This is a genomic window from Ralstonia chuxiongensis (assembly GCF_024158925.1).
In the GTDB taxonomy this organism is placed as follows: Bacteria; Pseudomonadota; Gammaproteobacteria; order Burkholderiales; family Burkholderiaceae; genus Ralstonia; species Ralstonia chuxiongensis.
On the sequence record NZ_JAMYWC010000002.1, the window covers coordinates 592221 to 614474 of the forward strand.

Below are 22254 nucleotides of genomic sequence, written 5' to 3' on the forward strand. Positions count from 1 at the left end.
GGGTTTGGTGTTACGGCTGCGGCGCCCAGGCGCCGGTAATGAGCTGCCGGATCAGATGCAGCTTGCGGTGGAAGAAGTGATCGGCGCCCGGGATGACGATCACGGGCAGCTCCTGAGGGCGCGCCCAATTGAGCACGTCGATCAGCGGCACGGTGTCATCCTGTTCGCCGTGGATGATGATGGTGTCGGCCGGCACTGGCGCGACATCCCAGCGGGAGGTGGCGGTGCCGACCAGCGCCAGACGCTCGGCAGGCGTGCCGGCTTCGGCCAGGCGACGTGCCACCTGAGACACGACAAAGCTGCCGAATGAGAAACCGCCCAGTGCCACAGGCAGCGTGGCCACGTCGGCGGACCATTCGGTCTGCGTGCGCATCCAGTCGAGCACGGCCAGCATGTCGTCCTGCTCGCCGATGCCGTTGTCGTGCGTGCCTTCGGTCTTGCCCACACCGCGAAAATTCAGGCGCACCGTCACATAGCCCAGGCCGACGAAGGTGCGTGCCAGCGTCTGCGCGACCTTGTTGTCCTTGGTGCCGCCGAACAGCGGATGCGGATGGCCGATCAGCGCCAGGCCGCGCGGCGCGGTGTCCGGCTGGTCGATCGACAGGTCGATCTGCCCGACGGGGCCAGGAATCAGGCGTTCTTCGGTATGAACGTTCATGGAAAAGGGAAAAGCAGATGCAGTAAAGCCGGGCTCACGCGTTGGCAGGGCGGTCGACCATCAGCCGTTCGACCGGTTTGCCTTCAACCAGATGGCTCTGGATGATTTCGTCGATGTCTTCCTTGTCGACAAAGGTGTACCAGACGGCCTCGGGGTAGACCACCATGACCGGACCGAGTTCGCAGCGGTCCAGGCAGCCGGCCTTGTTGATGCGCACGCGGCCCTCGCCGTTGATGCCGAGTTCCTTGCAGCGCTTCTTGGCGTATTCCTGCATGGCCTTCGCGCCGAAATCGGCGCAGCAGCGCGAGCCGTCCTCGCGTTCGTTCAGGCAGAAGAAAACGTGGTGCTTGTAATGGCTGCTCATGGGCGGACCGAGAAGGCTGGGAGGGCTGCGTGACGGCACGCGCGGCAAGATGCAAATGGCTTCCTGGCGTCGCGCACCCATGTGGATTTGCGTAACGAGCCGGCATTATACGGCCCCGATGTCCCCATTCCTTCCTGGATACGAGTGCGACGCGACGGCGCGATGCTGCATCGCAACACGTTTTCCGGATGTCTGGACACCTTCTGTGCGCGGATTCCGGGATTGACGACGGCTGAGGCGGGTGCCATCGTAGTCACACCGAGGTGGGACAAGGGTTGGCGGGCCGCCAGTGCTTGAGTTTGACGTTGGCATAGCCCTTGCAATAAAGAGCGACCTGCTGCGGGAGGCGCCGGACACATCGGCGTATCGAGGCAGGAGAGAGACCACACCAGGGCGGGTCGGACCGGGCGAGCAGTTGAGCGCACGGCCGGTCTGTGACACTCGAGGAAGACATGAAAAAACCGTTCTATAAAATCCTGTACGTACAGGTGCTGGCGGCCATCGTCATCGGCGTTCTGCTGGGCCATTTTTCGCCCGCACTTGCCGTCAAGATGAAGCCGCTGGGCGATGGCTTCATCCAACTGATCAAGATGGTGATTGGGCCGATCATCTTCTGTACCGTCGTCTCCGGCGTTGCCGGCATGCGCGACATGAAGAAGGTGGGCCGCGTGGGCGGTAAGGCGCTGCTCTACTTTGAGATCGTCTCGACCTTCGCGCTGGTGATTGGCTTGGCCGCGGGCCACATCTTCAACCCGGGCTCGGGCTTCAACGTTGATGTGAACACCATCGACGCCAAGGCCGTTGCCCAGTACGCCGCCAAGGCGCATTCGGCCAGCACGGTCGACTTCCTGCTCAACATCATCCCGAGCACGGTTGTCGACGCCTTTGCCAAGGGCGACATCCTGCAGATTCTGCTGATCGCGTTGCTGTTTGGCGGTGCGCTTTCGGCCATCGGTGATCGTGCACAGATCGTCACGGACTTCATCGACCAGGTCGCGCACGTGTTCTTCCGCATCGTGCACATCATCACGCGCGTGGCCCCGATCGGTGCCTTTGGCGCCATGGCCTTCACCATCGGCAAGTACGGCGTGATCTCGCTGGTGCCGCTGCTCAAGCTGGTCGGTACGTTCTACCTGACTGCCATCATCTTCGTGGTGGTGGTGCTGGGCATCATCGCGCGGCTGGTCGGCTTCAACATCTTCCGCTTTGTGTCGTACATCAAGGAAGAACTGCTGATCGTGCTGGGCACGAGCTCGTCGGAATCTGCGCTGCCGCACCTGATGGAAAAGATGGAAAAGCTGGGCTGCTCGAAGTCGGTGGTGGGCCTGGTGGTTCCGACCGGTTATTCGTTCAACCTGGACGGTACCAACATCTACATGACGATGGCGGTGATCTTCATCTCGCAGGCGCTGAACATCGAGCTGACCTGGACGCAGCAGCTGACCATCCTGGCCGTTGCCATGCTGACGTCGAAGGGCGCATCGGGCATCACCGGTGCGGGCTTCATCACGCTGGCCGCAACGCTGGCCGTGGTGCCGGATATTCCGGTGGCGGGCATGGTGCTGATTCTCGGTATCGACCGCTTCATGAGCGAATGCCGTGCCCTGACCAACATCACCGGCAACGGCGTGGCCTGCGTGGTGATCTCGGCCTGGGAACGTGAACTGGATCGCGCCAAGCTGGCTCGCGTGCTGTCGGGCGACCGTAGCGATGAGCGCGTGCCGGCCACCCCGGCAGTTTGATCGATCGAACGTGGCTGGCGCCTGCGGGCGCCAGCGCTTGAAAGCGCAAAGCGTATGATTGCGGGGCCTGTCCTTCCAGACGGCCCCGCTTCTTTTTTGGGATGCACCTCGTGAAGCACCTCGGCGGCATGCCGACTTCGGGCACGGCGTTGGAAGGCACGGCAACACTCTCTGCCGCCGACCTCCAGCCGATGTCCGATCCCGATTTCTCCCTGACCAGCGCCTCCGGCTCGCGACGCGGCTTCTGGTGGCTGGTGGCGCTCGGGCTCGTGGTGGTGATGGCCATGGTGTGCGCAACCACGTTTGTGGTGGCGTGGAACCGGGGGCTCACGCAGGCCCAGCAGGCCGCGGGCGGGCGGGTCGATCGCTATGCCGCCAACCTCAAGAGCACGCTCGATCGCTACGAATACCTGCCGGCGCTGGTGGCGTTGCATCCGTTCATCCACGATCTGCTCGCCAATCCGACGCCTGCCAACGTCGACCGCGCGAACCGCTATCTGCGCGAAGTCAACGATCGGGCGCACGCCACTGCGACCTACGTGATCTCCCCAAGCGGCAAGGCGCTGGCCGCATCCAACTACAACCAGCCTGACAGCTTCGTCGGCGCTGAATACCTGTTCCGGCCGTATTTCCAGCAGGCAGCGGAAGGTCACGTCGGGCGCTTTTACGGCATTGGCATCACACGTGAAGAGCCCGGCTATTACATCTCGCAGCCGGTCATGCAGGACGGTCGCGTGATCGGCGTGACGGTCGTCAAGCTGAACCTCGAATGGTTCGGCCGTGCCAGCCACGATGCGTCGGAACCCGTGATGGTGGCGGATGAGAACGGTGTGATTTTCCTGTCGTCCGTGCCCGCGTGGCAGTACCGCACGGTGGAGCCGCTCACCTCCAAGCTGCAGGCGCAGTTGGAAGCGACGCGCCAGTATTACCGCAAGCAGATCACGCCACTGCCGTTGCAGCCTGAGGCACCTGCCTTCCTGCGATTGACCGGACGGTTGCCGGAAGGTGCAGAACTGATTCGCGTTGGCGAGCGCACGAACGCCACGCGCTATCTGCAGGTTTCGCGTGACCTCGTCGAGCCGGACTGGACGCTGATGTACCTCACGCCGGTGGACCCGGTAATGAGCGCCGCCCGCAGCGCCACCGTGGCAGCGGCGTTTGCCTTTGCGTTTGCGTGCCTGCTGCTTTTCTACTGGCGCCAGCGCCGCCTGCGCATGATGGAGATGGTGCGCAGCCGCCGCCTGCTCGAAGCCGCGTATGACCAGCTCGAACGCCGCGTCGAAGACCGCACGGCCGACCTGATGGCCACCAACGAACAACTGCAACACGAGATCGTCGACCGCACGCGCGCCGAGGCCGAGTTGCGCGCCACGCAGGACGAACTCGTGCAGGCCAGCAAGCTCGCGGCCTTGGGCCAGATGGCCGCCGGCATCACGCACGAACTCAACCAGCCGCTGGCCGCGCTGCGCACGTTCTCAGACAACACGCGCATCCTGCTTGAACGCGGCCAGCACGGCGCCGCCACTGACAACCTGCAGGCGATTGCCGACCTGACCGAGCGCATGGGCAAGATCACCGCGCAGCTTAAGCTGTTTGCAGGGCGCTCGCGGCGCAAGGTGGTGGATGTGCAGGTGCGCGTGGCGCTCGATCACACGCTCGCACTGTTGCGTCCGCGCCTGGGCGACGTGGCACTCGAACTGCACTGGCATATCCCGGAAGCAGATGCCGTTGTTCGCGCGGATGAACTGAAGCTGGAGCAAGTGCTGATCAATCTGATTGGCAACGCGCTCGATGCGATCAACGCCAATGAACCCGCCCGCGCCGGACGCATCGACATCAGCATCGGTCCCGCCGAGGGCGCGCCGGCGCAACCGAACCAACTGACCATCGCCGTGCGCGACAATGGCCCTGGCATTCCGCCAGATGCCATGCCGCACCTGTTCGAGCCGTTTTTCACGACCAAGGAGATCGGCCAGGGGCTCGGCCTTGGGCTGGCGATCTCCACCAGCATCGCGCGCGACTTTGGTGGCTCGCTGTCGGCTGCCAACATGCCGGGTGGCGGTGCGCAATTTACGCTGACGTTGGTACGCGCCGACGTCACCTCCGCGGCGTCCACCTGATCAGTTTTCTACACAGACTCGAACCATGTCCGAAGGCTTGAACGTTCTCTTCATCGAAGACGACCCGCCTGTGCGCCAGGCCACCGCGCAGAGCCTGGAGTTGGCCGGCTTCAACGTGCAGGCGTTCGGCAGCGCCGAAGAAGCCGTGGGCAAGATCGACGCAAACTTCCCCGGCGTGGTCGTGAGCGACCTGCGCTTGCCGGGCGCAAGCGGCCTGGACGTGCTCGCGCACTGCCAGTCGTTTGGCACGGGGATTCCCGTGGTGCTCGTCACAGGCCACGGCGACATCACGATGGCCGTGCAGGCGATGCGCGAAGGCGCGTTCGATTTCATCGAGAAGCCGTTTCCCGCCGAACGCCTGACCGAAACCGTGCGCCGTGCCGTCGAGCGTCGCGCGCTGGAGCTGGAAAACCGCGCACTGCGCCGTGAACTGGCCGGTCCGGCGGCAGGCACGCGCATCATCGGGCGCTCGCCTGCGATGGGCGCTGTGCGCGCGTTGATCGAGAACGTTGCGACCACCGATGCGCCGGTGCTCATCAACGGCGAGACCGGCACGGGCAAGGAGCTGGTCGCGCGCAGTCTTCACACGCTTTCGCCGCGTCACGACAAGCCGTTCATCGCGCTGAACTGTGGCGCCGTGCCCGAGCAGATTTTCGAGAGCGAGATGTTCGGCCACGAAGCTGGTGCTTTCACCGGCGCGGGCAAGCGGCGTATTGGCAAGCTCGAGCATGCCTCGGGCGGTACGCTGTTCCTCGACGAGATCGAGAGCATGCCGATCGCGTTGCAAGTCAAGCTGCTGCGTGTGCTGCAGGAGGGTGCGCTGGAGCGGCTGGGCTCGAATGCTTCGGTGCGCATCGACGTGCGCATCGTTGCGGCTGCCAAGGGCGATATGGAAGCGCTGATTGAGGCGGGTGGTTTCCGGCGCGATCTGTACTATCGCCTGAACGTTGTCGTCATCGATTTGCCCCCGCTGCGCGAACGCCGCGAAGACATCATCCCGCTGTTCGAACATTTCCTGCTTGACGCCGCCGTGCGCTATCAACGCCCGCTGCCGATGCTGGCTGAGCGCCAGCGCCACGAGCTGATGCAATCGAACTGGCCCGGCAACGTGCGCGAACTGCGCAACGCGGCCGATCGTCTTGTGCTTGGCGTCGGCCGCACGCCGGTCGTGCCGGATGCATCGGAAGACGGCATGCCGCTCAAGGAGCGCGTCGAACGCTACGAACGCACGGTTATTGCGGAAACCTTGGCGCGCACGGGCGGCTCGGTGCACCAGGCGGCGGATATTCTGCAGGTTGGCCGTGCGACGCTGTATGACAAGATCAAGCGATACGGCCTTTGACTTGGTACGCCCGCATGCAACAACGCCCGGCATCGACCGGGCGTTTTCTTTTCGCGCTCAGCCAAGAATCGGATGGGCATCCGCCACCGGGTATCCACGATCGTCTGTCGGAATCCGCTGGGTTTGGAATGCGATCAGCAATGCCTGAAACTTGCCGTCGATTTCCACGATGACAGCGCCATCCTGCTGTGTGCCGTTCTCGCGCGAATGGTCCTTCACCCCCGGTGTATGCACGACCGGGTTGCCCTGGTTCATGTGGGTTTCGTGCAGGCCATTGTGCTGCGGCTCGAACAGGAAGCCGAAGCCGTAGACCGTTACGCCGGTGCGCGGTGGCCAGCCTTTGCGGTCGTCGTCGCCGGAGCTGCCGTGGTAGACGTAATCGATCGGCGTGGCGGTGCGGTCCAGCATCAGCATGTCGTCGACGAGCGCGTTGATGTCGTTGTGCTCGGTCTCAGTATCCAGCGCGATCGGCCGCATGTTGGGAAAGTCGACCAGCCCGGCGTCGCGCACGTAGTCCAGACGTGGGAAGCCGTTCTCGTGCAGCCCGGGGGCCAGCGCAGCCAGGTCGGCGGTGATCGGCAACTGCAGATCGGCCGTCCACTGATACAGCACGTGATAACCGGCGGCACCGGCGCCCGGCATGCTCGAGTCGGATTTCACGTTGGCGAGCACCACGAACTCCGAACCATCCGGCGTTTCTACCACGATCGCGTAATGCGGATTACCGTTGTAGCCCTCCAGATAGGGCACGCCGAATTTCAGCTTGCCCTTGAACATGCAGTAGTGATTGGCCATGCAAACTCCATCGAATCTAGGATTGACGGACCGCCATTGCAACAGGCCCGCGTGAACCTAGTGTGGAACGTGGCTCGCCCAGAAACAAAAACGCCCGGCGTTGACCGGGCGTTTCGTTTGAACTGCGGGGAGGCGCGGACCGCTCAGGCCTGCTTGCCCAGCGTCTGTTTGAGCAGCGCGTCGAACGACGACCATTCCGGTTCGCCCACGTAGCGCTTGAGGATGCGGCCGTCGCGGTCGACCAGGAAGGTGGTGGGCGTGAGTTGCACGTCGCCGAAGGCCTTGGCGGCCGAGCCGTCGGCGTCCATTGCGACCTTGAAGGGCAACTGGCGTGTCTGGCTGAAGTTCATCACGTACATCGGCGCGTCGTAGCTCATCGCCACGGCCACGTATTCCAGACCTTCGCCCTTGTACTTGTTGTACGTCTGGATCATGTTGGGCATTTCCTTGATGCACGTGGCGCAGCTCGTGGCCCAGAAGTTGACGAGATAGACCTTGCCCTTCAGGTCTTGCGTCGAGAGCTTTTTGCCATCCAGCAGCGTGAAGGTGGCGGCGGGCACCTGCTGCGACGGCGAGAACGCACGCCAGCCGAACCAGCCTGCCACAGCCAGCACCAGCACGATCACGGGGAGCAGCCAACGGCGGCCGCCGGACGTGGCGGTAGCTGGCGCTGGGGTTGCGGAGGAAGTCAGGGTCGAGGCCATGGCGGCAACGGGTCCGGAAGGAAAATCAAGCGTCTATTGTAGGCCCGTCGTGCCAGCGCCGCATGTCAACCGCGGCAATCCGTCCATAGGGCGATTTGCGCGTCACTTCCCATTGGCTAGGGCCGCTTCGTACAAGGCCAGGTCAGCGGAAGAAAAGCAGCAAAAGGTGATCGCATCCAGGCCGATGCCATGTTCTCGCGCGGCACGTACGGCAATCGGCGCCGCCAATTGTGGCGGGAAGCCGTACACGCCGGTGCTGATGCACGGGAATGCGATGCTGCGTACGTCGTGCCTGCGCGCCAGTTCCAGACTGTTGCGGTAGCAGGCGGCCAGCAATCCCGCCTCGTCTTGCCGGCCGCCGCGCCAGATCGGCCCGACGGTGTGAATGACGTAGCGGGCCGGCAATCGAAAACCGGGGGTGAGCTTGGCCTCACCGGTGCGGCAGCCGTGGAGCGCGCGGCATGCCTCCAGCAGTTCCGGGCCGGCCGCGCGATGGATCGCGCCGTCCACGCCGCCTCCGCCGAGCAGCGAGCTGTTCGCCGCATTGACGATGGCATCGCAGTCCAACGTGGTGATGTCGGCGCGCAGGGCACGCAAGGTGACGGACGGGATTGGCATGGCGCGGTCCTTGGCGGGCGGAGGGGGGGCGTCTCTGTCCGATAATAGGCGCCTTGGAAACGGACAGAAAACCCACAGGAGGCGACGTGGCAGTCACAGCAACGGCAGGGTGGCGGATCGGGTTGGGCGCGGCGGCGTGTGCGCTGTTGATGGCCTGCTCCCCCAAATACGACTGGCGCACGGTCCATTCCAACGAGGGCGCCTACGCCGTGGATTACCCTGCCAAGCCCACCGCAGAAGCCAGGCCCATCGCCATCAACGGCCAACGCATGCCGATGACCATGCAGGCCGCCAACATCGACGGCACGCTGTTCGCCATCGGCGTGGTGGAACTGCCCGCGGATGATCCAGTCTGGCGCCAGCGCGCGGTGGAGGCGCTGCGCAATGGCTTGTCCGCCAACTTGAAGGGCCGCGTGACCGAGCACGACATCGCCGTGCAGACCGCTGCACAGCCGCCTTTGTCATTGCCGGCGGTGGAATTGATCGCCCAGGGGGCAGGCGGGGACGATCCCGCGCCGCGCCGGCTGACCGCGCGTGTGGTGGCCACCGGCAAGCGCGCATATCAAGCTGTCGTGCTGGAATCGGGCGATGCCGCACGCGATGCGCGCCAGCAGGAGCAGGTCGACCAGTTTCTCTCCAGCTTCCATCCGTACTAGAACCTGAGCACGCTGGAGCGAACTCGCCGCAGCCGGTGCACAATCGTCGTCTTCCGCTTTACCGCAACACAACTAACCACATCACGGGGAACCATCATGACGTTGCAAGTCTGGCTGGCCTTCTTTCTGGCCGCCTGGGTGATCGCCATCTCGCCGGGGTCGGGCGCCATCCTGTGCATGAGCCATGGCCTGACGCATGGCGTGCGCCGCACGTCGGTCACGATTGCGGGGCTGGAACTGGGCATTGTCGTGATCCTGTTCATTGCGGGTGCTGGGCTGGGCGCGCTGCTGATTGCGTCGGAGCACGCCTTTACGGCCATCAAGATCATCGGTGCGATGTACCTGATCTATTTGGGCATCGTGCAATGGCGCACGCCCATTCAAATCGCCAAGCCGGCGGAGGGCGAGCCCGTGAAGGTGTCTGGCAGTGGCGCGCGCCGCCGCTTCCTGGTGGGGTTGCTGACCAATCTGACGAACCCGAAGGGCATCCTGTTCATGGTGGCCGTGCTGCCGCAGTTCATCGATCCGGCCAAGCCGCTGCTCTCGCAGCTCGGCATCCTGGCGGCGACGATGGTGTTCGTCGACCTGATCGTCATGCACTGTTATGCGCTGCTGGCCTCGCGGGCGCAGCGACTGTTCCGCAATCCGCGCGCACTGCGTTGGCAGAGCCGCTTCTTCGGCGGCATGCTGATGAGCATTGGCGCAGCGCTGTTTTTCGTGAAGCGGCAGACTGCCTGAGTTTCAAACGCCGCCCCCCGGGGCGACTCGCCAACTGGGTTGAAGGCGCAGCGCGTGGATGAAGGCTAATCCGCCTTCACCCCGCGTCGATACTGAATTGCCTCGCCCACATGCGCTGCATCGATCTGCTCGTCGCCTGACAGGTCGGCAATCGTGCGGGCGAGCTTGAGCACGCGCGCATAGGCGCGTGCAGACCACGAAAAGCGCGTCATCGCGTGGCGCAGCAAGCCATCGGCCGCATCGGTGCGGCTGCAATGCAGATCGATTTCGTGACCACCCAGCAAGGCGTTGCGTTTGCCTTGCCGTGCAAGCTGTCGCGCGTACGCGGCAGAAACCCGCTCGGCCACGTTGAGCGTCGGTTCGCCAGGCGGTCCGTCGAGCAACTCTTCCTGCGAGGGCGTCGGCACTTCGATCTGCACATCGATGCGATCCAGCAGCGGCCCCGAAATGCGCGCCTGGTATCGCTCCACTTGATCCGGCGTGCAGCGGCACGCCCGCAACGGATGCCCGCGATAGCCGCACGGGCACGGGTTCATTGCGGCAATCAGTTGGAAGCTGGCAGGAAAGTCTGTCTGATGCGCGGCGCGTGAGATGGTGATGTGGCCGGTCTCCAGCGGCTCACGCAGGACTTCGAGCACGCGGCGCTCGAACTCTGGAAGTTCGTCGAGGAATAACACGCCCTGATGCGCCAGCGAGATTTCGCCCGGCCTTGGCGTATTGCCCCCGCCCACCATCGCCACCGCAGACGCCGTGTGGTGTGGTGAACGGAATGGCCGCACCTTCCAGCGCCGCGCGTCGAAGCCGCGCGTGGTCAGGCTCATCACGGCGGCGGCAGAAAGCGCTTCGTCATCGCTCATGTCCGGCAGCAAACCGGGAAACCGTTGCGCGAGCATCGATTTGCCGGTGCCGGGCGGCCCGATCATCAGCATGGAATGACCGCCGGCGGCGGCCACTTCCAACGCGCGCCGCGCTTGCGGCTGCCCGCGCACGTCAGCCAAGTCGGGATAGCGGATGTCCGCGTCGACCGGCGCAGGCAATGCGGGGGCGAGCTTGCGGTCCGGTGCGCTCAAGTGGTCGCACACCTCGATGAGCGTGCGTGCAGGAAGGACTTTTGTGCCGCTTACGAGCGCGGCTTCGGCGGCGTTCTCGGTGGGCAGCACGAAGGCGCGGGCAAGCGGTGTGTCGCCGTCGGCGAGGACGGGGTTGCGCGATAGCGCATACGCCATCGCCAGCGCCCCGCGAATCGGCCGCAGATCGCCGGACAGCGAAAGCTCGCCCGCAAACTCGTGCGCGTCCAGATGCGTGTGCGGAATCTGGCGGCTGGCGGCGAGGATTCCCAGCGCGATCGCCAAGTCGAACCGGCCCGATTCTTTCGGGAGATCCGCGGGCGCCAGATTAACGGTGATTCGCCGTGCCGGAAATTCAAAGCGGCTGTTCTGGATCGCCGCCCGTACGCGATCCTTGCTCTCCTTCACCTCGGTGTCGGGCAGACCGACGATGGTGAACGATGGCAGGCCATTCGCCAGATGGACCTCCACCGAGACGGCTGGCGCATCGATACCCGAGAGCGCGCGCGAACGCAGTACGGCGAGGCTCATCGCACGCCCCTCCGAGGGAATTCACTGGCAAGGCGGAGGGCGTGGTATCGGTGCATGGCGTGACGGAGCGTGGCGGTTGCGGAACCCTCCACTGTGCCAGCCGCGTTGCGCCGCCATGTTCACCGGCATCCAAATTTGACGATCGTCGTTGGCATGAGAAACGAGCGAAAAAAAACCGGAGCACTGGGCTCCGGCGTCGTTGTCGGCAGATCAACTCACGGGAAGGCCGGCATGGCCGTGTCTTCGCCGCTGAAGTGGCCCTCGGGATGCGTCTTCTGCAGCAGCGCGCGTACCTCTTTCACGCGCGAGCGCGGCACATCGACCATCAGCAGGATCTGCCCATCCTCCACTGCCTGCTTGAACGGTTTCAGGCGGCTGTTGGGCACCGAGCTGCCGATCATGCTCGAGGCCCAGGCGCCAAACAGCGCACCAACGACGGTGGTAATGCCGACCATGCCCCACTGCGGCCCTTCGCCGATGATCGGAAAGATCGCTGCCACGATGCCCGCCAGCACGCCAGCACCCCCGCCGATCACCAGCCCATTCTGGGTGGCGTGGACGATGTCCGAAGTCTGGAGGATGTTGGCTTCGTGCAGGCCGGTGAGATCGACGCCGGGCTTGGAGACGAAGTGGATGTGGCGCTCGGTGATGCGCGCCAGCAGGAGGTCGTTCATCACGCGCCGGGCGCTGACGACGTCCGGCATCAGGAAGTAGAGACGATGTTGCATGATCTTCTCCTCAAGCGCGGTGCGCGCGCGCCTTAAGGACGTTCTAGATCAGTTCGCCAGCCGCAACAAGGCGGCGCATCGATCTTTTCGCTGTGCGCCGCAGCAAGGGTGCGGCGGCCGGCACCGCAGCCTTGCAGATGCGCGCCAGGCGCAACATCCGGCGGATTACTGATCAGCCGGGGTAGCTGACTTGAGTTGCGCTTCCAGCGCGGCCACGCGCGTTTCGAGTTCTTCCAGACGTGCACGCGTACGTGCCAGCACTTGCGATTGCACGTCGAATTCCTCACGCGTGACCAGATCGAGCTTGGAAAAGCCCTGCGTCATCATTGCGCGGACATTCTTTTCGATGTCGGCCGCCGGCGAGTTACGCAGCGCTTCGCTCACGCGGTTTTGGAAGTCGGAAAAGAGATCGGTGGGTTTCATGTTGTTTGCTCCGTGGGTCGTGCTGTCTGCGCCAAGCCGGTGCATGCACCGCAACTGTGCGAGGAAATTGCTGTGCCGTGGTGCGAAGGCCTGCGTTTGGCGCGTGGTTTCGGTGCTGCCGGCCGCGATGGTACCGGCTGAGCGCTTCGAACGGCACACCTTGCGTCAAATCTCGCTGCGATGCGGCATTGGCGGCGCCACACAAACGGGGACAGAACGACGGGTCGCAGTTTCCGCACCCGGCCGTGTAGGCCACTGCATAAGGCTGAAATCACTCTATCACATGGTTTTCATCGCGCCATGACGGGGTAAGCCACCATGACGGAAAGCCGCGTCTAGCAACCTTTGGCGGGCAGCGATTGCCGCCACGTGCGACCCGTCCCCAATTTCTTCCGCTTTCCGCTGCCGCGGCAGCGTGACGCTGTAACCGAAGACGCCCTCCAATCCGACGACATCGACATGGCATGACAGTTGCAGAACTGGAGCGAATTTTTTTCCATCGCCGTTGCGACTTTCTAAAGGGGGAGAGCCGTTATGAAGAAGTTTGCGTACGCAGCCAGCCTTGTACTCCTGACCGGTGCCGTTGCCGGTGTGAGCCAATCCGCCATCGCGCAGTCTGCACCTGCGTCTGGCGCACCGGCCGCCGCGCCCGCGCCGGCGCCTGCTGCGCTCACGGCCAACGTCACGCTGGCCAGCCAATACCGCTATCGCGGCATCATGCAGACCAACAACAAGCCGGCCATTCAGGGCGGCTTTGACTACGCCATTCCGGGCGGTGTGTTGCCCGAGGGCTTCTACATCGGCAACTGGAACTCGTCGATCAGCTGGTTGAGCGATTCGAACTCGAACGTCTCCGCGCCGATCGAGATGGACTTCTACGGCGGCTACAAGACCGAGATCATCAAGGACGTGCCGATCGACGTGGGCGTGCTCCAGTACTACTACCCCGGCAGCTACCCCGACGGCTTCACGCGTCCGCACACGACCGAAGGCTATGCCCAGATCGGCTACGGCCCGGTCACGTTCAAGTATTCGCACGCGTTTTCGAACCTGTTCGGCACGCCTGATTCGCATCACAGCCAGTACTTCGATCTGTCGGGCAACTTCGACACCGGCTTCTGGGGCCTGACGCTGAACCTGCATGCTGGCTACCAGCAAGTGCCGCATCAGACCGTGCGCGCCTCGTATGCCGACTGGAAGGTCGGTGTGACGAAAGACTTCGGCAACGGCTGGGCGGCTTCGCTGGCCTACATCGATACGAACGCTTCGCGCGCGTTCTATACGAACACGCGTGGCAACTACATGGGCAAGGCCACGGCCCTGCTGTCGATCACCAAGACTTTCCAATAACGATGCGCGGCGGTGCTCCGGTGCCGCCGACCGAGGAGGAACCAGCATGAAACTCATCATGGCCATCATCAAGCCGTTCAAGCTCGACGAGGTCCGCGAGGCGTTGTCCGAAGTGGGTGTGTCAGGCATTACCGTCACGGAAGTCAAAGGCTTCGGACGCCAGAAGGGTCATACCGAGCTTTACCGCGGCGCGGAGTACATCGTCGACTTCCTGCCTAAAGTAAAGATCGAGGTGGCCGTGCCCGACGACGTGGTCGAGCGCGCCGTCGAGGCCATCGAAAAATCTGCGCGCACCGGCAAGATCGGCGACGGCAAGATCTTCGTGGCCGAGGTCGAACAAGTCATCCGCATCCGCACCGGTGAGACCGGCGGCGACGCCCTATAAGCCCCAATCCGCCAAGGAAGAGGTCAAAACATGAAAACCTGGTTCACACGATTCCTGACGGCTGGGGCCGTCGTTGCCGTGCTTGCAGGCGCTGTGATGTCGGCGCCGGCCGTTGCACAGGACAAGCCGGCGGCTGAAGCATCGGCGCCGGTTGCAGCCTCCGCTGCTTCCGAGCCTGCCGCTGCTGCACCGGCTGCAGCCCCCGCCGCTGCTGCAGCTCCGGCCGCCGCAGCTGCTGCGCCTGCTGCACCGGCTGCCGCTACACCTGTTCCCAACAAGGGCGACACGGCGTGGCTGCTGATCTCCACCGCGTTCGTCATCCTGATGACGCTGCCCGGTCTGGCGCTGTTCTACGGCGGTCTGGTGCGCAAGAAGAACATGCTGTCCGTGCTGATGCAGTGCATGGGCATCTTCTCGCTCATCATCATCCTGTGGGCCGTCTATGGCTACAGCTTTGCGTTCACCGAGGGCAACGCGTTCTTCGGCGGGCTCGATCGTCTGTTCCTGAAGGGCCTGACGCCGGATTCTGTGGCCGCCACCTTCAGCAAGGGCGTGGTGGTACCGGAATACGCGTACTTCGCCTTCCAGGGCGCATTTGCGGCGATTACCTGCGCGCTGATCATCGGCGCCTTCGCCGAACGTGCGAAGTTCTCGGCGGTTCTGCTGTTTGTGGTGCTGTGGTTCACCTTCAGCTACCTGCCGATCGCGCACATGGTCTGGTTCTGGCCGGGTCCGGACGGCTTTACCGACGCCAAGGCGGCCGAGGTGATGACCGCTAAGTCGGGCTGGCTGTTCCAGAAGGGCGCGCTGGACTTTGCCGGCGGTACCGTGGTGCACATCAACGCCGCCGTGGCGGGTCTGGTGGGTGCCTTCCTGTTCGGCAAGCGCATCGGCTTTGGCCGTGAGGCGCTCAAGCCGCACAGCCTGACGCTGACGATGGTTGGTGCTTCGCTGCTGTGGTTCGGCTGGTTCGGCTTCAACGCCGGTTCGGCCCTGGAAGCCAACGGCAGCGCCGCGCTGGCCTTCGTCAACACGCTGCTGGCAACCGCCGCAGCCGTGCTGTCGTGGAGCTTCGGCGAGTGGTTCGGCAAGAGCAAGCCGTCGATGCTGGGTGCTGCATCCGGCGCCGTGGCTGGCCTTGTGGCCATCACGCCGGCTGCCGGCTTTGTCGGCCCGATGGGTTCGATCGCGCTCGGCATCATCGCCGGCCTGCTGTGCCTGTGGGGTGTGAATGGCCTCAAGCGCATGCTGGGCATGGACGACACGCTGGACGTGTTCGGTGTGCACGGCGTGGGCGGTATCCTCGGCGCGCTGCTGACCGGCGTGTTCGCGGCACCGAGCCTCGGCGGCACCGGCATCTACGACTATGTCGCCAACAAGGTTGCCGACGATTACTCGATCGGCGGCCAACTGTGGATCCAGTTCCAGGGCGTGGCGACCACGGTCATCTGGTCCGCAGTGGTGGCGTTCATCTCGTACAAGATCGTCGATGCCATTGTCGGCCTGCGCGTGCCGGAAGAAGAGGAGCGCGAGGGTCTGGACATCACGTCGCACGGCGAAACCGCCTACGAAGACTGACCATCTGTCTCATCCTGCAAAAGACCCGGCTGCGCGCCGGGTTTTTTGTTACGCCGCCCCCCGAGCCGGACGTCCTTAAGTCCGATGTAAAAAACCTTCAATTGCCTCTCGTTATGCGGACGCTTACATTGCAGACGTGGTTTCCTCCACCTGCAGAACGCTCCCCGTATCTGTCAGGCTATTCCCCAAGCGCGGCAGCCCCGCGCTTTTTTTTGTCCGTCTTTTTTGTGTGGCTTGCTGCACTGCCGCACTGCGCCTCTTGCGAATCCCCGCTCCTGACCGCATATCGATAGCCCGCTGTCGTCTGCAAGCTATTGCCTGTTCCTCTACAATCGGAGTGGGCGATAAATAACATCAATAGGAAGGGTATGGTTCCGCACTTGATCACCGCGCTGAACGGGCCGCTGCTCGAGCTCGAGCAGAAGATTCTTGACGCCACGCCCGCCATCGAACGCTGGTTCCGCCTAGAATGGCAGGAACACACGCCGCCGTTCTACTGTTCCGTCGATTTGCGCAACGCCGGCTTCAAGCTGGCGCCGGTCGACACGAACCTGTTCCCGGGCGGCTTCAACAACCTCGCGCCCGAGATGCTGCCGCTGGCCGTGCAGGCCGCCATGGCTGCCATCGAGAAGATCTGTCCGGACGCCAAGAACCTTCTGCTGATCCCCGAGCGCCACACGCGCAACATGTTCTATCTGCAGAACGTGGCGCGTCTGTCGCAAATCATGCGCCAAGCCGGGTTGAATGTGCGCCTCGGATCGCTTTCGGAGGACATCATCGAGCCGACGCCGATCGACTTGCCTGATGGGCAACGCCTGGTGGTCGAGCCGCTCAAGCGCATCGGTACCAAGGGCCGCCGCTTGGGCATGGAAGATTTCGATCCATGCTCGATCCTGCTGAACAACGATCTGTCAGCCGGCGTGCCGCCCATCCTCGAAAACATCAACGAACAATATCTGCTGCCGCCGCTTCATGCCGGCTGGTCGCAGCGTCGCAAGACCAACCACTTTGCTGCCTACGACGAAGTGGCCAAGAAGTTCGCCAAGCTGATCGACATCGACCCGTGGATGGTCAACCCGTACTTCACCAAGTGCAGCGGGCTGGACTTCCATGAGCGTGCCGGCGAGGAAGAACTGGCTCACGCCGTGGAGACGGTGCTCAAGAAAACCGCCAAGAAGTACAAGGAATACGGCGTGACCGAGACCCCATACGTGGTGGTCAAGGCCGACGCCGGCACCTATGGCATGGGCGTGATGACGGTGCGCGATCCTTCCGAGGTCAAGGGCCTCAACCGGAAGGAGCGCAACAAGATGAGCGTGGTCAAGGAAGGCCTGGAGGTTTCCGAGGTGATCGTGCAGGAAGGCGTGCACACCTTCGAGAAGATCAACGAAGCTGTGGCCGAGCCCGTCGTCTACATGATCGACCGCTATGTGGTGGGCGGTTTCTACCGGGTTCACACGGGTCGTGGCGTGGACGAGAATCTCAATGCGCCAGGCATGCATTTCGTGCCGTTGCCGTTTGCGTCGAATTCGCTGCCGGACAGCCATGCCAAGCCGGGCGCCGGCGAGCCGAACCGCTTCTATATGTACGGTGTGGTGGCGCGCTTGGCGCTGCTGGCCGCCTCGCTCGAGCTTGAGAAAACCGACCCGAATCCGCTGATCTGATCGGCCGTACCCGCTGCAGAAGGAACCGCCATGCGCATCCTGTTCATCGCCGACCCGCTGTCGACGTTCAAGACTTACAAGGATTCCACCTTTGCGATGATGCGCGAGGCGGCAACGCGCGGTTACGCCATCTACACGTGCCTGCAGTCGCAGCTCACGCTGGCGAACAACGTGGTCGAAACCGTTGCCACGCCTATCGCCCTGACCGGCGACGAGCACGACTGGTATCGCGCCGGCGATGCGCGCCTGCTGCCGCTCACTGGCTTTGACGCAGTGCTGATGCGCAAGGACCCGCCATTCGACATGGAGTACGTCACCAGCACGTGGCTGCTGGAGATTGCCGAACGTCAGGGCGCTCGTGTGTTCAATAAGCCGCAGGCGATTCGTGATCATTCGGAGAAGCTCGCCATCGCGCAGTTCCGCGAGTTCACCGTGCCGACCGTCGTGTCGCGCGATGCCAAGCGCCTGCGCGAATTCCACGCCGAGCAAGGCGACGTCATCTTCAAGCCGCTCGACGGCATGGGCGGTGCGGGCATCTTCCGCGTGGGGCCGGATGGCATGAATCTCGGGGCGGTCATCGAATCGCTCACCGACAACGGCGCGCGCACGATCATGGCTCAGCAGTACATTCCTGCGATCCGTGAGGGCGACAAACGCATTCTCCTGATCGGCGGTTCGCCGGTGCCGCATTCGTTGGCGCGCGTGCCGATGGCCGGCGAAGTCCGCGGCAACTTGGCTGCGGGTGGCACGGGCAAGGCGCAGCCGCTGTCCGAGCGTGATCAGGTGATTGCGCATGCACTTGCGCCCGTGCTCTGGCAGCGTGGCCTGCTGCTCGTCGGCCTGGACGTCATTGGGGATTACCTCACCGAGGTCAACGTCACCAGCCCGACGTGCTTCCAGGAAATCACTCAGCAGACGGGCTTCAATGTGGCCGGAATGTTCATCGATGCACTGGAGCGCGCCGCAGGCAAGAGCAGCGGATTGGCGCGCAAGCCCGCCTGATATGGCGGCATGGCCCCTCCGCCGAGGGTCCTCCACAAGGGGGAGGTCCGGTACACGGCCGCTCAATTGCGCCAAATGGCCCTGATACAATCAGCGTTATACCGATTCGCTTTTCGATCATGGCAGGGATTCTGATCATCGCTCATGCGCCGCTGGCCAGCGCACTGCGCGATTGCGCTGCACACGTCTATTGCGGTCCGCCCGAGGGGCTGGTCGCAATCGATGTCCTGCCCGATGCCGAGCCGGCTGCCGTGTTGGCTCAGGCGCGCGACAAGCTCGCCGAACTCGTTGAGGCCAACGGCGCACTGGTGCTGACCGACATCTTCGGGGCCACGCCCGCCAATATCGCTTCGCGCCTAGCCGATCCGGGCCGCGTGCGCGTGCTGGCCGGCGTGAATCTGCCGATGCTCGTGCGCGCCATCTGCTATCGCTCCGAAAAACTCGAACAACTTGCCGCCAAGGCTCTGGCCGGCGGCGCGCAAGGCGTACTGCAGGTCGGCTCGACAGCCGTTCAGAACCAGGTTGCCAATCATCCAGACAAATATGCTGCAGAGGGATATCACCATCATCAATAAGCTCGGGCTGCATGCCCGCGCCTCCGCCAAACTCACGCAGCTCGCCAGCAAGTTCGACAGCCAGATCAAAATGTCGCGCAACGGCCGCCAGGTCGACGCCAAGAGCATCATGGGCGTGATGATGCTGGCTGCGGGCATCGGTTCCACCGTCACGCTGGAGATCGACGGCCCCGACGAGCACGACGCCATGGATGGTCTCGTCGCGCTCATCAACGATCGCTTCGGCGAAGGCGAGTAACCCGCCCGCCGCATTCCACTTCAACGCCGCTCCGGCCAGCGTCTATGCCTTTTACCCTGCACGGTATTCCGGTCTCGCGCGGCATCTCCATTGGCCGCGCCCACATGCTGGCGCGTGCGGCGCTTGATGTGTCGCACTACCTCGTCGACGAAGACAAGGTCGACGCCGAGGTCGAGCGCTTGCGCAGTGCCCGCGCCACCGTGCGCGCCGAGTTGGCCGCACTCAAGCGCGACCTGCCCACCGATGTGCCCGAAGAGATGGGCGCCTTCCTCGATGTGCACGCGATGATTTTGGATGACGCGTTGCTCTCGCAGGTACCGGAGACGTTGATTCGCCAGCGACGCTACAACGCAGAGTGGGCGCTCACAACGCAACTTGAAGAACTGATCCGCCAGTTCGGCGAAATCGAAGACGAATACCTGCGCGAGCGAAAGGCCGACATCGAGCAGGTGGTCGAACGCATTCTGAAGGTGCTGGCCGGCGCGCCCGCGTTGGCACCCGCGCCGGTGGCGGTCGGTTGCGATCCGGATGCTGGCATGATCGTCGTGGCGCACGATATTGCGCCGGCCGACATGCTGCAGTTCCGTGGCCAGACCTTCGCTGGCTTCGTGACCGACCTGGGCGGTCGCACCTCGCACACCGCCATCGTGGCGCGCAGCCTCGACATTCCGGCGGCCGTGGGAGTGCATAACGCGAGCACGCTGATTCGCCAGGACGACATCGTCGTCATTGATGGCGACAACGGCATCGTCATCGTCGACCCGAGCGCGTCGATCCTCGAGGAATACCGCCACCGCCGCAGCGAAGGCGAATTGCAGAAGAAGCGTCTCGAACGCCTGCGCCATACGCCCACCGTCACGCTCGACGGTACGCAAATCGATCTGCACGCGAACATCGAAATGCCGGAAGATGCGGCCGCGGCCGTCAAAGCCGGTGCCGTGGGCGTGGGCCTTTTCCGCTCCGAGTTCCTCTTCATGAACCGTCGCGGCGCGCTGCCCGACGAGGAAGAGCAGTTTCGCGCGTACCGCACCGCCGTGGAATCGATGATGGGCTTGCCCGTCACGATTCGTACCATCGACATTGGTGCCGACAAGCCGCTGGATATCCGCGACGACGTGTTCGAGACTGCGCCCAATCCGGCGCTGGGTTTGCGCGCGATCCGCTGGTCGCTCTCGGAGCCGGCAATGTTCCTGACGCAGTTGCGCGCGCTGTTGCGGGCGTCTGCGTTTGGGCCCATCAAGATTCTTGTGCCGATGCTCGCGCACGCCCGCGAAATCGACCAGACGCTCGAATTGCTGGCACGCGCCAAGGCTTCGCTCGATACCGATGGCGTAGCCTATGACCCGGCCATCAAGGTCGGCGCCATGATTGAGATTCCGGCCGCCGTGCTGATCCTGCCGGTGTTCCTGCGTCGCATGGATTTCCTCTCGATCGGCACGAACGACCTGATCCAGTACACGCTCGCCATTGACCGTGCCGACAACGCGGTCGCCCATCTGTACGACCCGCTGCATCCGGCGGTACTGCAATTGATCGCGCGCACCATTCGCGAAGCGCATCAGGCGGGCAAGCCGGTTTCGGTGTGCGGTGAGATGGCGGGGGACGCCACCATGACACGCCTGCTGCTGGGCATGGGCCTGACCGAATTTTCGATGCATCCGTCGCAGTTGCTGAGCGTCAAGCAACAGATCCTGCGCTCGGACCGCCCCCGCCTGATGCGCGAAGCGGAGCGCCTGCTGCACGCCTGCGAACCGGCCGAAATTGAAGAGGCGCTGAGCGCGCTGGCGCGGGCCTGAGTCAGGCGTTCGCAAAGCGCCGGCTGCACTGAGTGTCGTGCCGGCGCATCGTCTTTCTCGAGCGAAATTTCTCTGTAAGTGATTGAAATGACACGTTTTTCTCAGGAAAGACGGGTCGCCTGCACCTGCATGCCCCTCCGCTCAGAATGGGGTAGAACAAGAATTGTTCTCATTTCGATTCTCTGCTATTCTGGTTTCACAGCGCGCGTTCTGAGCGCTGCGGAGGAACCCCGTGTACGTCTGTATCTGCAACCAAGTGACCGACCGCGAAATCCATGGCGCCGCCCGTCTGGGCGTATCAACGATGGACGAACTCGCTGAAACGCTCGGCGTGGGGACGTGCTGCGGACAATGCCGGGACTGCGCCAAGCAGGTGCTCGCCGAAGCGGTGAGCTGTGTCCCTGTCGATCAGATTTTGGGCCGTGCAAGCACGCATGCCATAATCGAACGTCGCGACGAGCCCGTCGCCAATGATCAGGCCCTCGTGCCCGGTGCATTGGCTGCCTGATTTCCCGTCTTTTTTCTGTCGCCGCGAATTGCCGCCCTGGCGTTGAGCCTCGGTGGCATTTGTTGCTTTCTAGCTAGGCACAGGGCTCGCTTTGAACGGACGCGTGCGTGCGTCCATCACCGCAGTTGCACTTTGCTGGAGCCCCAAGAATGAAAGGCGATAAGAAGGTCATCCAATATCTGAACGCCCAGCTCAAGAACGAGCTGACCGCCATCAACCAGTATTTTCTCCACGCGCGCATGTACGGCCACTGGGGGCTCAAGCGCATTGCGGACCATGAGTACAAAGAGTCGATCGGCGAGATGAAGCATGCCGATCGCCTGATCGAGCGCATCCTGATGCTCGACGGCCTGCCCAACCTGCAGGACCTCGGCAAGATCTTCATTGGCCAAGACACGAAAGAGATCATCGAGTGTGACCTGAAGCTGGAGCGTGCCGCACACGGCACCGTGGTCGAAGGCATCGCTTACTGCGAGTCGGTGAAGGATTACGTCAGCCGCGAAATCCTGGTCGACATTCTGGATGACACTGAAGAGCACATCGACTGGCTGGAAACACAGCTCGAGCTGATCGACAAGGTTGGCATTCAGAACTACCTGCAATCGCAGATGGAGCCCGAGGGCGAGTAAGTCTCGTCAGGCGGCAAAAAAGAAGGAGGCCTTGGCCTCCTTT

Annotated in this window: 23 protein-coding genes; 15 read left to right on the top strand and 8 right to left on the bottom strand. The window is 63.4% G+C overall.

Annotation, left to right across the window (positions count from 1 at the left end):
* Window positions 1-10: 10 nt before the first annotated feature.
* Together NKG59_RS07405 and NKG59_RS07410 are read right to left on the bottom strand one after the other, a co-directional pair.
* The gene (locus NKG59_RS07405; RefSeq protein ID WP_045202441.1) at window positions 11-658 is read right to left on the bottom strand and encodes an alpha/beta hydrolase; all 648 of its coding nucleotides are present in this window, start codon (window positions 656-658) and stop codon (window positions 11-13) included.
* A gap of 34 nt (window positions 659-692) precedes the next feature.
* Window positions 693-1022 carry a (2Fe-2S) ferredoxin domain-containing protein gene (locus NKG59_RS07410; RefSeq protein ID WP_045202559.1) on the bottom strand — a complete coding sequence of 110 codons (330 nt, stop codon included), beginning with the start codon at window positions 1020-1022 and terminating at the stop codon, window positions 693-695.
* 452 nt (window positions 1023-1474) lie between these two features.
* On the opposite strand from NKG59_RS07410, the gene NKG59_RS07415 reads away from it, so the two are divergent.
* The 3 genes from NKG59_RS07415 (at window position 1475) to NKG59_RS07425 (ending at window position 6226) form a co-directional block, all read left to right on the top strand.
* Window positions 1475-2764 carry a dicarboxylate/amino acid:cation symporter gene (locus NKG59_RS07415; RefSeq protein WP_045202443.1) on the top strand — a complete coding sequence of 430 codons (1290 nt, stop codon included), beginning with the start codon at window positions 1475-1477 and terminating at the stop codon, window positions 2762-2764.
* A gap of 101 nt (window positions 2765-2865) precedes the next feature.
* Complete coding sequence (locus NKG59_RS07420) at window positions 2866-4884, top strand: sensor histidine kinase (RefSeq protein ID WP_253536150.1); 2019 nt, start codon at window positions 2866-2868, stop codon at window positions 4882-4884.
* A gap of 25 nt (window positions 4885-4909) precedes the next feature.
* Window positions 4910-6226, top strand: a complete 1317-nt coding sequence (locus NKG59_RS07425; protein WP_045202445.1) for a sigma-54-dependent transcriptional regulator — start codon at window positions 4910-4912, stop codon at window positions 6224-6226.
* Window positions 6227-6283: 57 nt separating this feature from the next.
* Here the strand turns inward: NKG59_RS07425 and NKG59_RS07430 are convergent, their stop codons facing one another.
* The 3 genes from NKG59_RS07430 to NKG59_RS07440 form a co-directional block, all read right to left on the bottom strand.
* Window positions 6284-7021 (bottom strand): DUF2278 family protein, encoded by a 738-nt coding sequence (locus NKG59_RS07430; protein WP_253536152.1) that lies wholly within the window; start codon window positions 7019-7021, stop codon window positions 6284-6286.
* A 143-nt stretch (window positions 7022-7164) separates the two neighbouring features.
* Window positions 7165-7725 carry a TlpA disulfide reductase family protein gene (locus NKG59_RS07435; protein WP_253536153.1) on the bottom strand — a complete coding sequence of 187 codons (561 nt, stop codon included), beginning with the start codon at window positions 7723-7725 and terminating at the stop codon, window positions 7165-7167.
* A 102-nt stretch (window positions 7726-7827) separates the two neighbouring features.
* On the bottom strand, window positions 7828-8343 hold the full coding sequence (locus NKG59_RS07440) for an O-acetyl-ADP-ribose deacetylase (RefSeq protein ID WP_253536155.1): 516 nt from the start codon (window positions 8341-8343) through the stop codon (window positions 7828-7830).
* A gap of 86 nt (window positions 8344-8429) precedes the next feature.
* On the opposite strand from NKG59_RS07440, the gene NKG59_RS07445 reads away from it, so the two are divergent.
* Both NKG59_RS07445 and NKG59_RS07450 read left to right on the top strand, forming a co-directional pair.
* Entirely contained in the window at window positions 8430-8999 is a 570-nt protein-coding gene (locus NKG59_RS07445; protein WP_253536157.1) for a hypothetical protein, read from the top strand.
* Between the two features lie 96 nt (window positions 9000-9095).
* Window positions 9096-9737 carry a LysE family transporter gene (locus NKG59_RS07450; protein WP_253536160.1) on the top strand — a complete coding sequence of 214 codons (642 nt, stop codon included), beginning with the start codon at window positions 9096-9098 and terminating at the stop codon, window positions 9735-9737.
* Between the two features lie 65 nt (window positions 9738-9802).
* Here the strand turns inward: NKG59_RS07450 and NKG59_RS07455 are convergent, their stop codons facing one another.
* From NKG59_RS07455 to NKG59_RS07465, 3 genes are all read right to left on the bottom strand, one after another.
* On the bottom strand, window positions 9803-11335 hold the full coding sequence (locus tag NKG59_RS07455; protein WP_253536162.1) for a YifB family Mg chelatase-like AAA ATPase: 1533 nt from the start codon (window positions 11333-11335) through the stop codon (window positions 9803-9805).
* 215 nt (window positions 11336-11550) lie between these two features.
* The gene (locus tag NKG59_RS07460) at window positions 11551-12063 is read right to left on the bottom strand and encodes a hypothetical protein (RefSeq protein ID WP_045202452.1); all 513 of its coding nucleotides are present in this window, start codon (window positions 12061-12063) and stop codon (window positions 11551-11553) included.
* Window positions 12064-12228: 165 nt separating this feature from the next.
* Window positions 12229-12486 (bottom strand): accessory factor UbiK family protein, encoded by a 258-nt coding sequence (locus NKG59_RS07465; protein ID WP_024976770.1) that lies wholly within the window; start codon window positions 12484-12486, stop codon window positions 12229-12231.
* 534 nt (window positions 12487-13020) lie between these two features.
* On the opposite strand from NKG59_RS07465, the gene NKG59_RS07470 reads away from it, so the two are divergent.
* The 10 genes from NKG59_RS07470 (at window position 13021) to bfr (ending at window position 22211) form a co-directional block, all read left to right on the top strand.
* Window positions 13021-13836 (top strand): TorF family putative porin, encoded by an 816-nt coding sequence (locus NKG59_RS07470; RefSeq protein ID WP_253536164.1) that lies wholly within the window; start codon window positions 13021-13023, stop codon window positions 13834-13836.
* Between the two features lie 46 nt (window positions 13837-13882).
* On the top strand, window positions 13883-14221 hold the full coding sequence (locus tag NKG59_RS07475; RefSeq protein WP_027678364.1) for a P-II family nitrogen regulator: 339 nt from the start codon (window positions 13883-13885) through the stop codon (window positions 14219-14221).
* 30 nt (window positions 14222-14251) lie between these two features.
* Window positions 14252-15799: an ammonium transporter gene (locus tag NKG59_RS07480; RefSeq protein WP_253536166.1), complete on the top strand. Its 1548-nt coding sequence runs from the start codon at window positions 14252-14254 to the stop codon at window positions 15797-15799.
* A gap of 368 nt (window positions 15800-16167) precedes the next feature.
* The gene (gshA, locus tag NKG59_RS07485) at window positions 16168-17463 is read left to right on the top strand and encodes a glutamate--cysteine ligase (RefSeq protein ID WP_253536168.1); all 1296 of its coding nucleotides are present in this window, start codon (window positions 16168-16170) and stop codon (window positions 17461-17463) included.
* A gap of 30 nt (window positions 17464-17493) precedes the next feature.
* Window positions 17494-18465, top strand: a complete 972-nt coding sequence (gene gshB, locus NKG59_RS07490) for a glutathione synthase (protein ID WP_253536170.1) — start codon at window positions 17494-17496, stop codon at window positions 18463-18465.
* Window positions 18466-18584: 119 nt separating this feature from the next.
* Window positions 18585-19040 carry a PTS sugar transporter subunit IIA gene (locus tag NKG59_RS07495; protein WP_045202458.1) on the top strand — a complete coding sequence of 152 codons (456 nt, stop codon included), beginning with the start codon at window positions 18585-18587 and terminating at the stop codon, window positions 19038-19040.
* Window positions 19009-19278, top strand: coding sequence for an HPr family phosphocarrier protein (locus NKG59_RS07500; RefSeq protein WP_004637085.1), 270 nt, complete (start codon window positions 19009-19011; stop codon window positions 19276-19278). The genes NKG59_RS07495 and NKG59_RS07500 overlap by 32 nt, the downstream gene beginning before the upstream one ends.
* A 44-nt stretch (window positions 19279-19322) precedes the next feature.
* Complete coding sequence (gene ptsP, locus NKG59_RS07505; protein WP_253536171.1) at window positions 19323-21074, top strand: phosphoenolpyruvate--protein phosphotransferase; 1752 nt, start codon at window positions 19323-19325, stop codon at window positions 21072-21074.
* Window positions 21075-21306: 232 nt separating this feature from the next.
* Entirely contained in the window at window positions 21307-21582 is a 276-nt protein-coding gene (locus tag NKG59_RS07510) for a (2Fe-2S)-binding protein (protein WP_024976763.1), read from the top strand.
* A gap of 149 nt (window positions 21583-21731) precedes the next feature.
* Window positions 21732-22211: a bacterioferritin gene (gene bfr / locus NKG59_RS07515; RefSeq protein WP_253536173.1), complete on the top strand. Its 480-nt coding sequence runs from the start codon at window positions 21732-21734 to the stop codon at window positions 22209-22211.
* Window positions 22212-22254 lie beyond the last annotated feature (43 nt).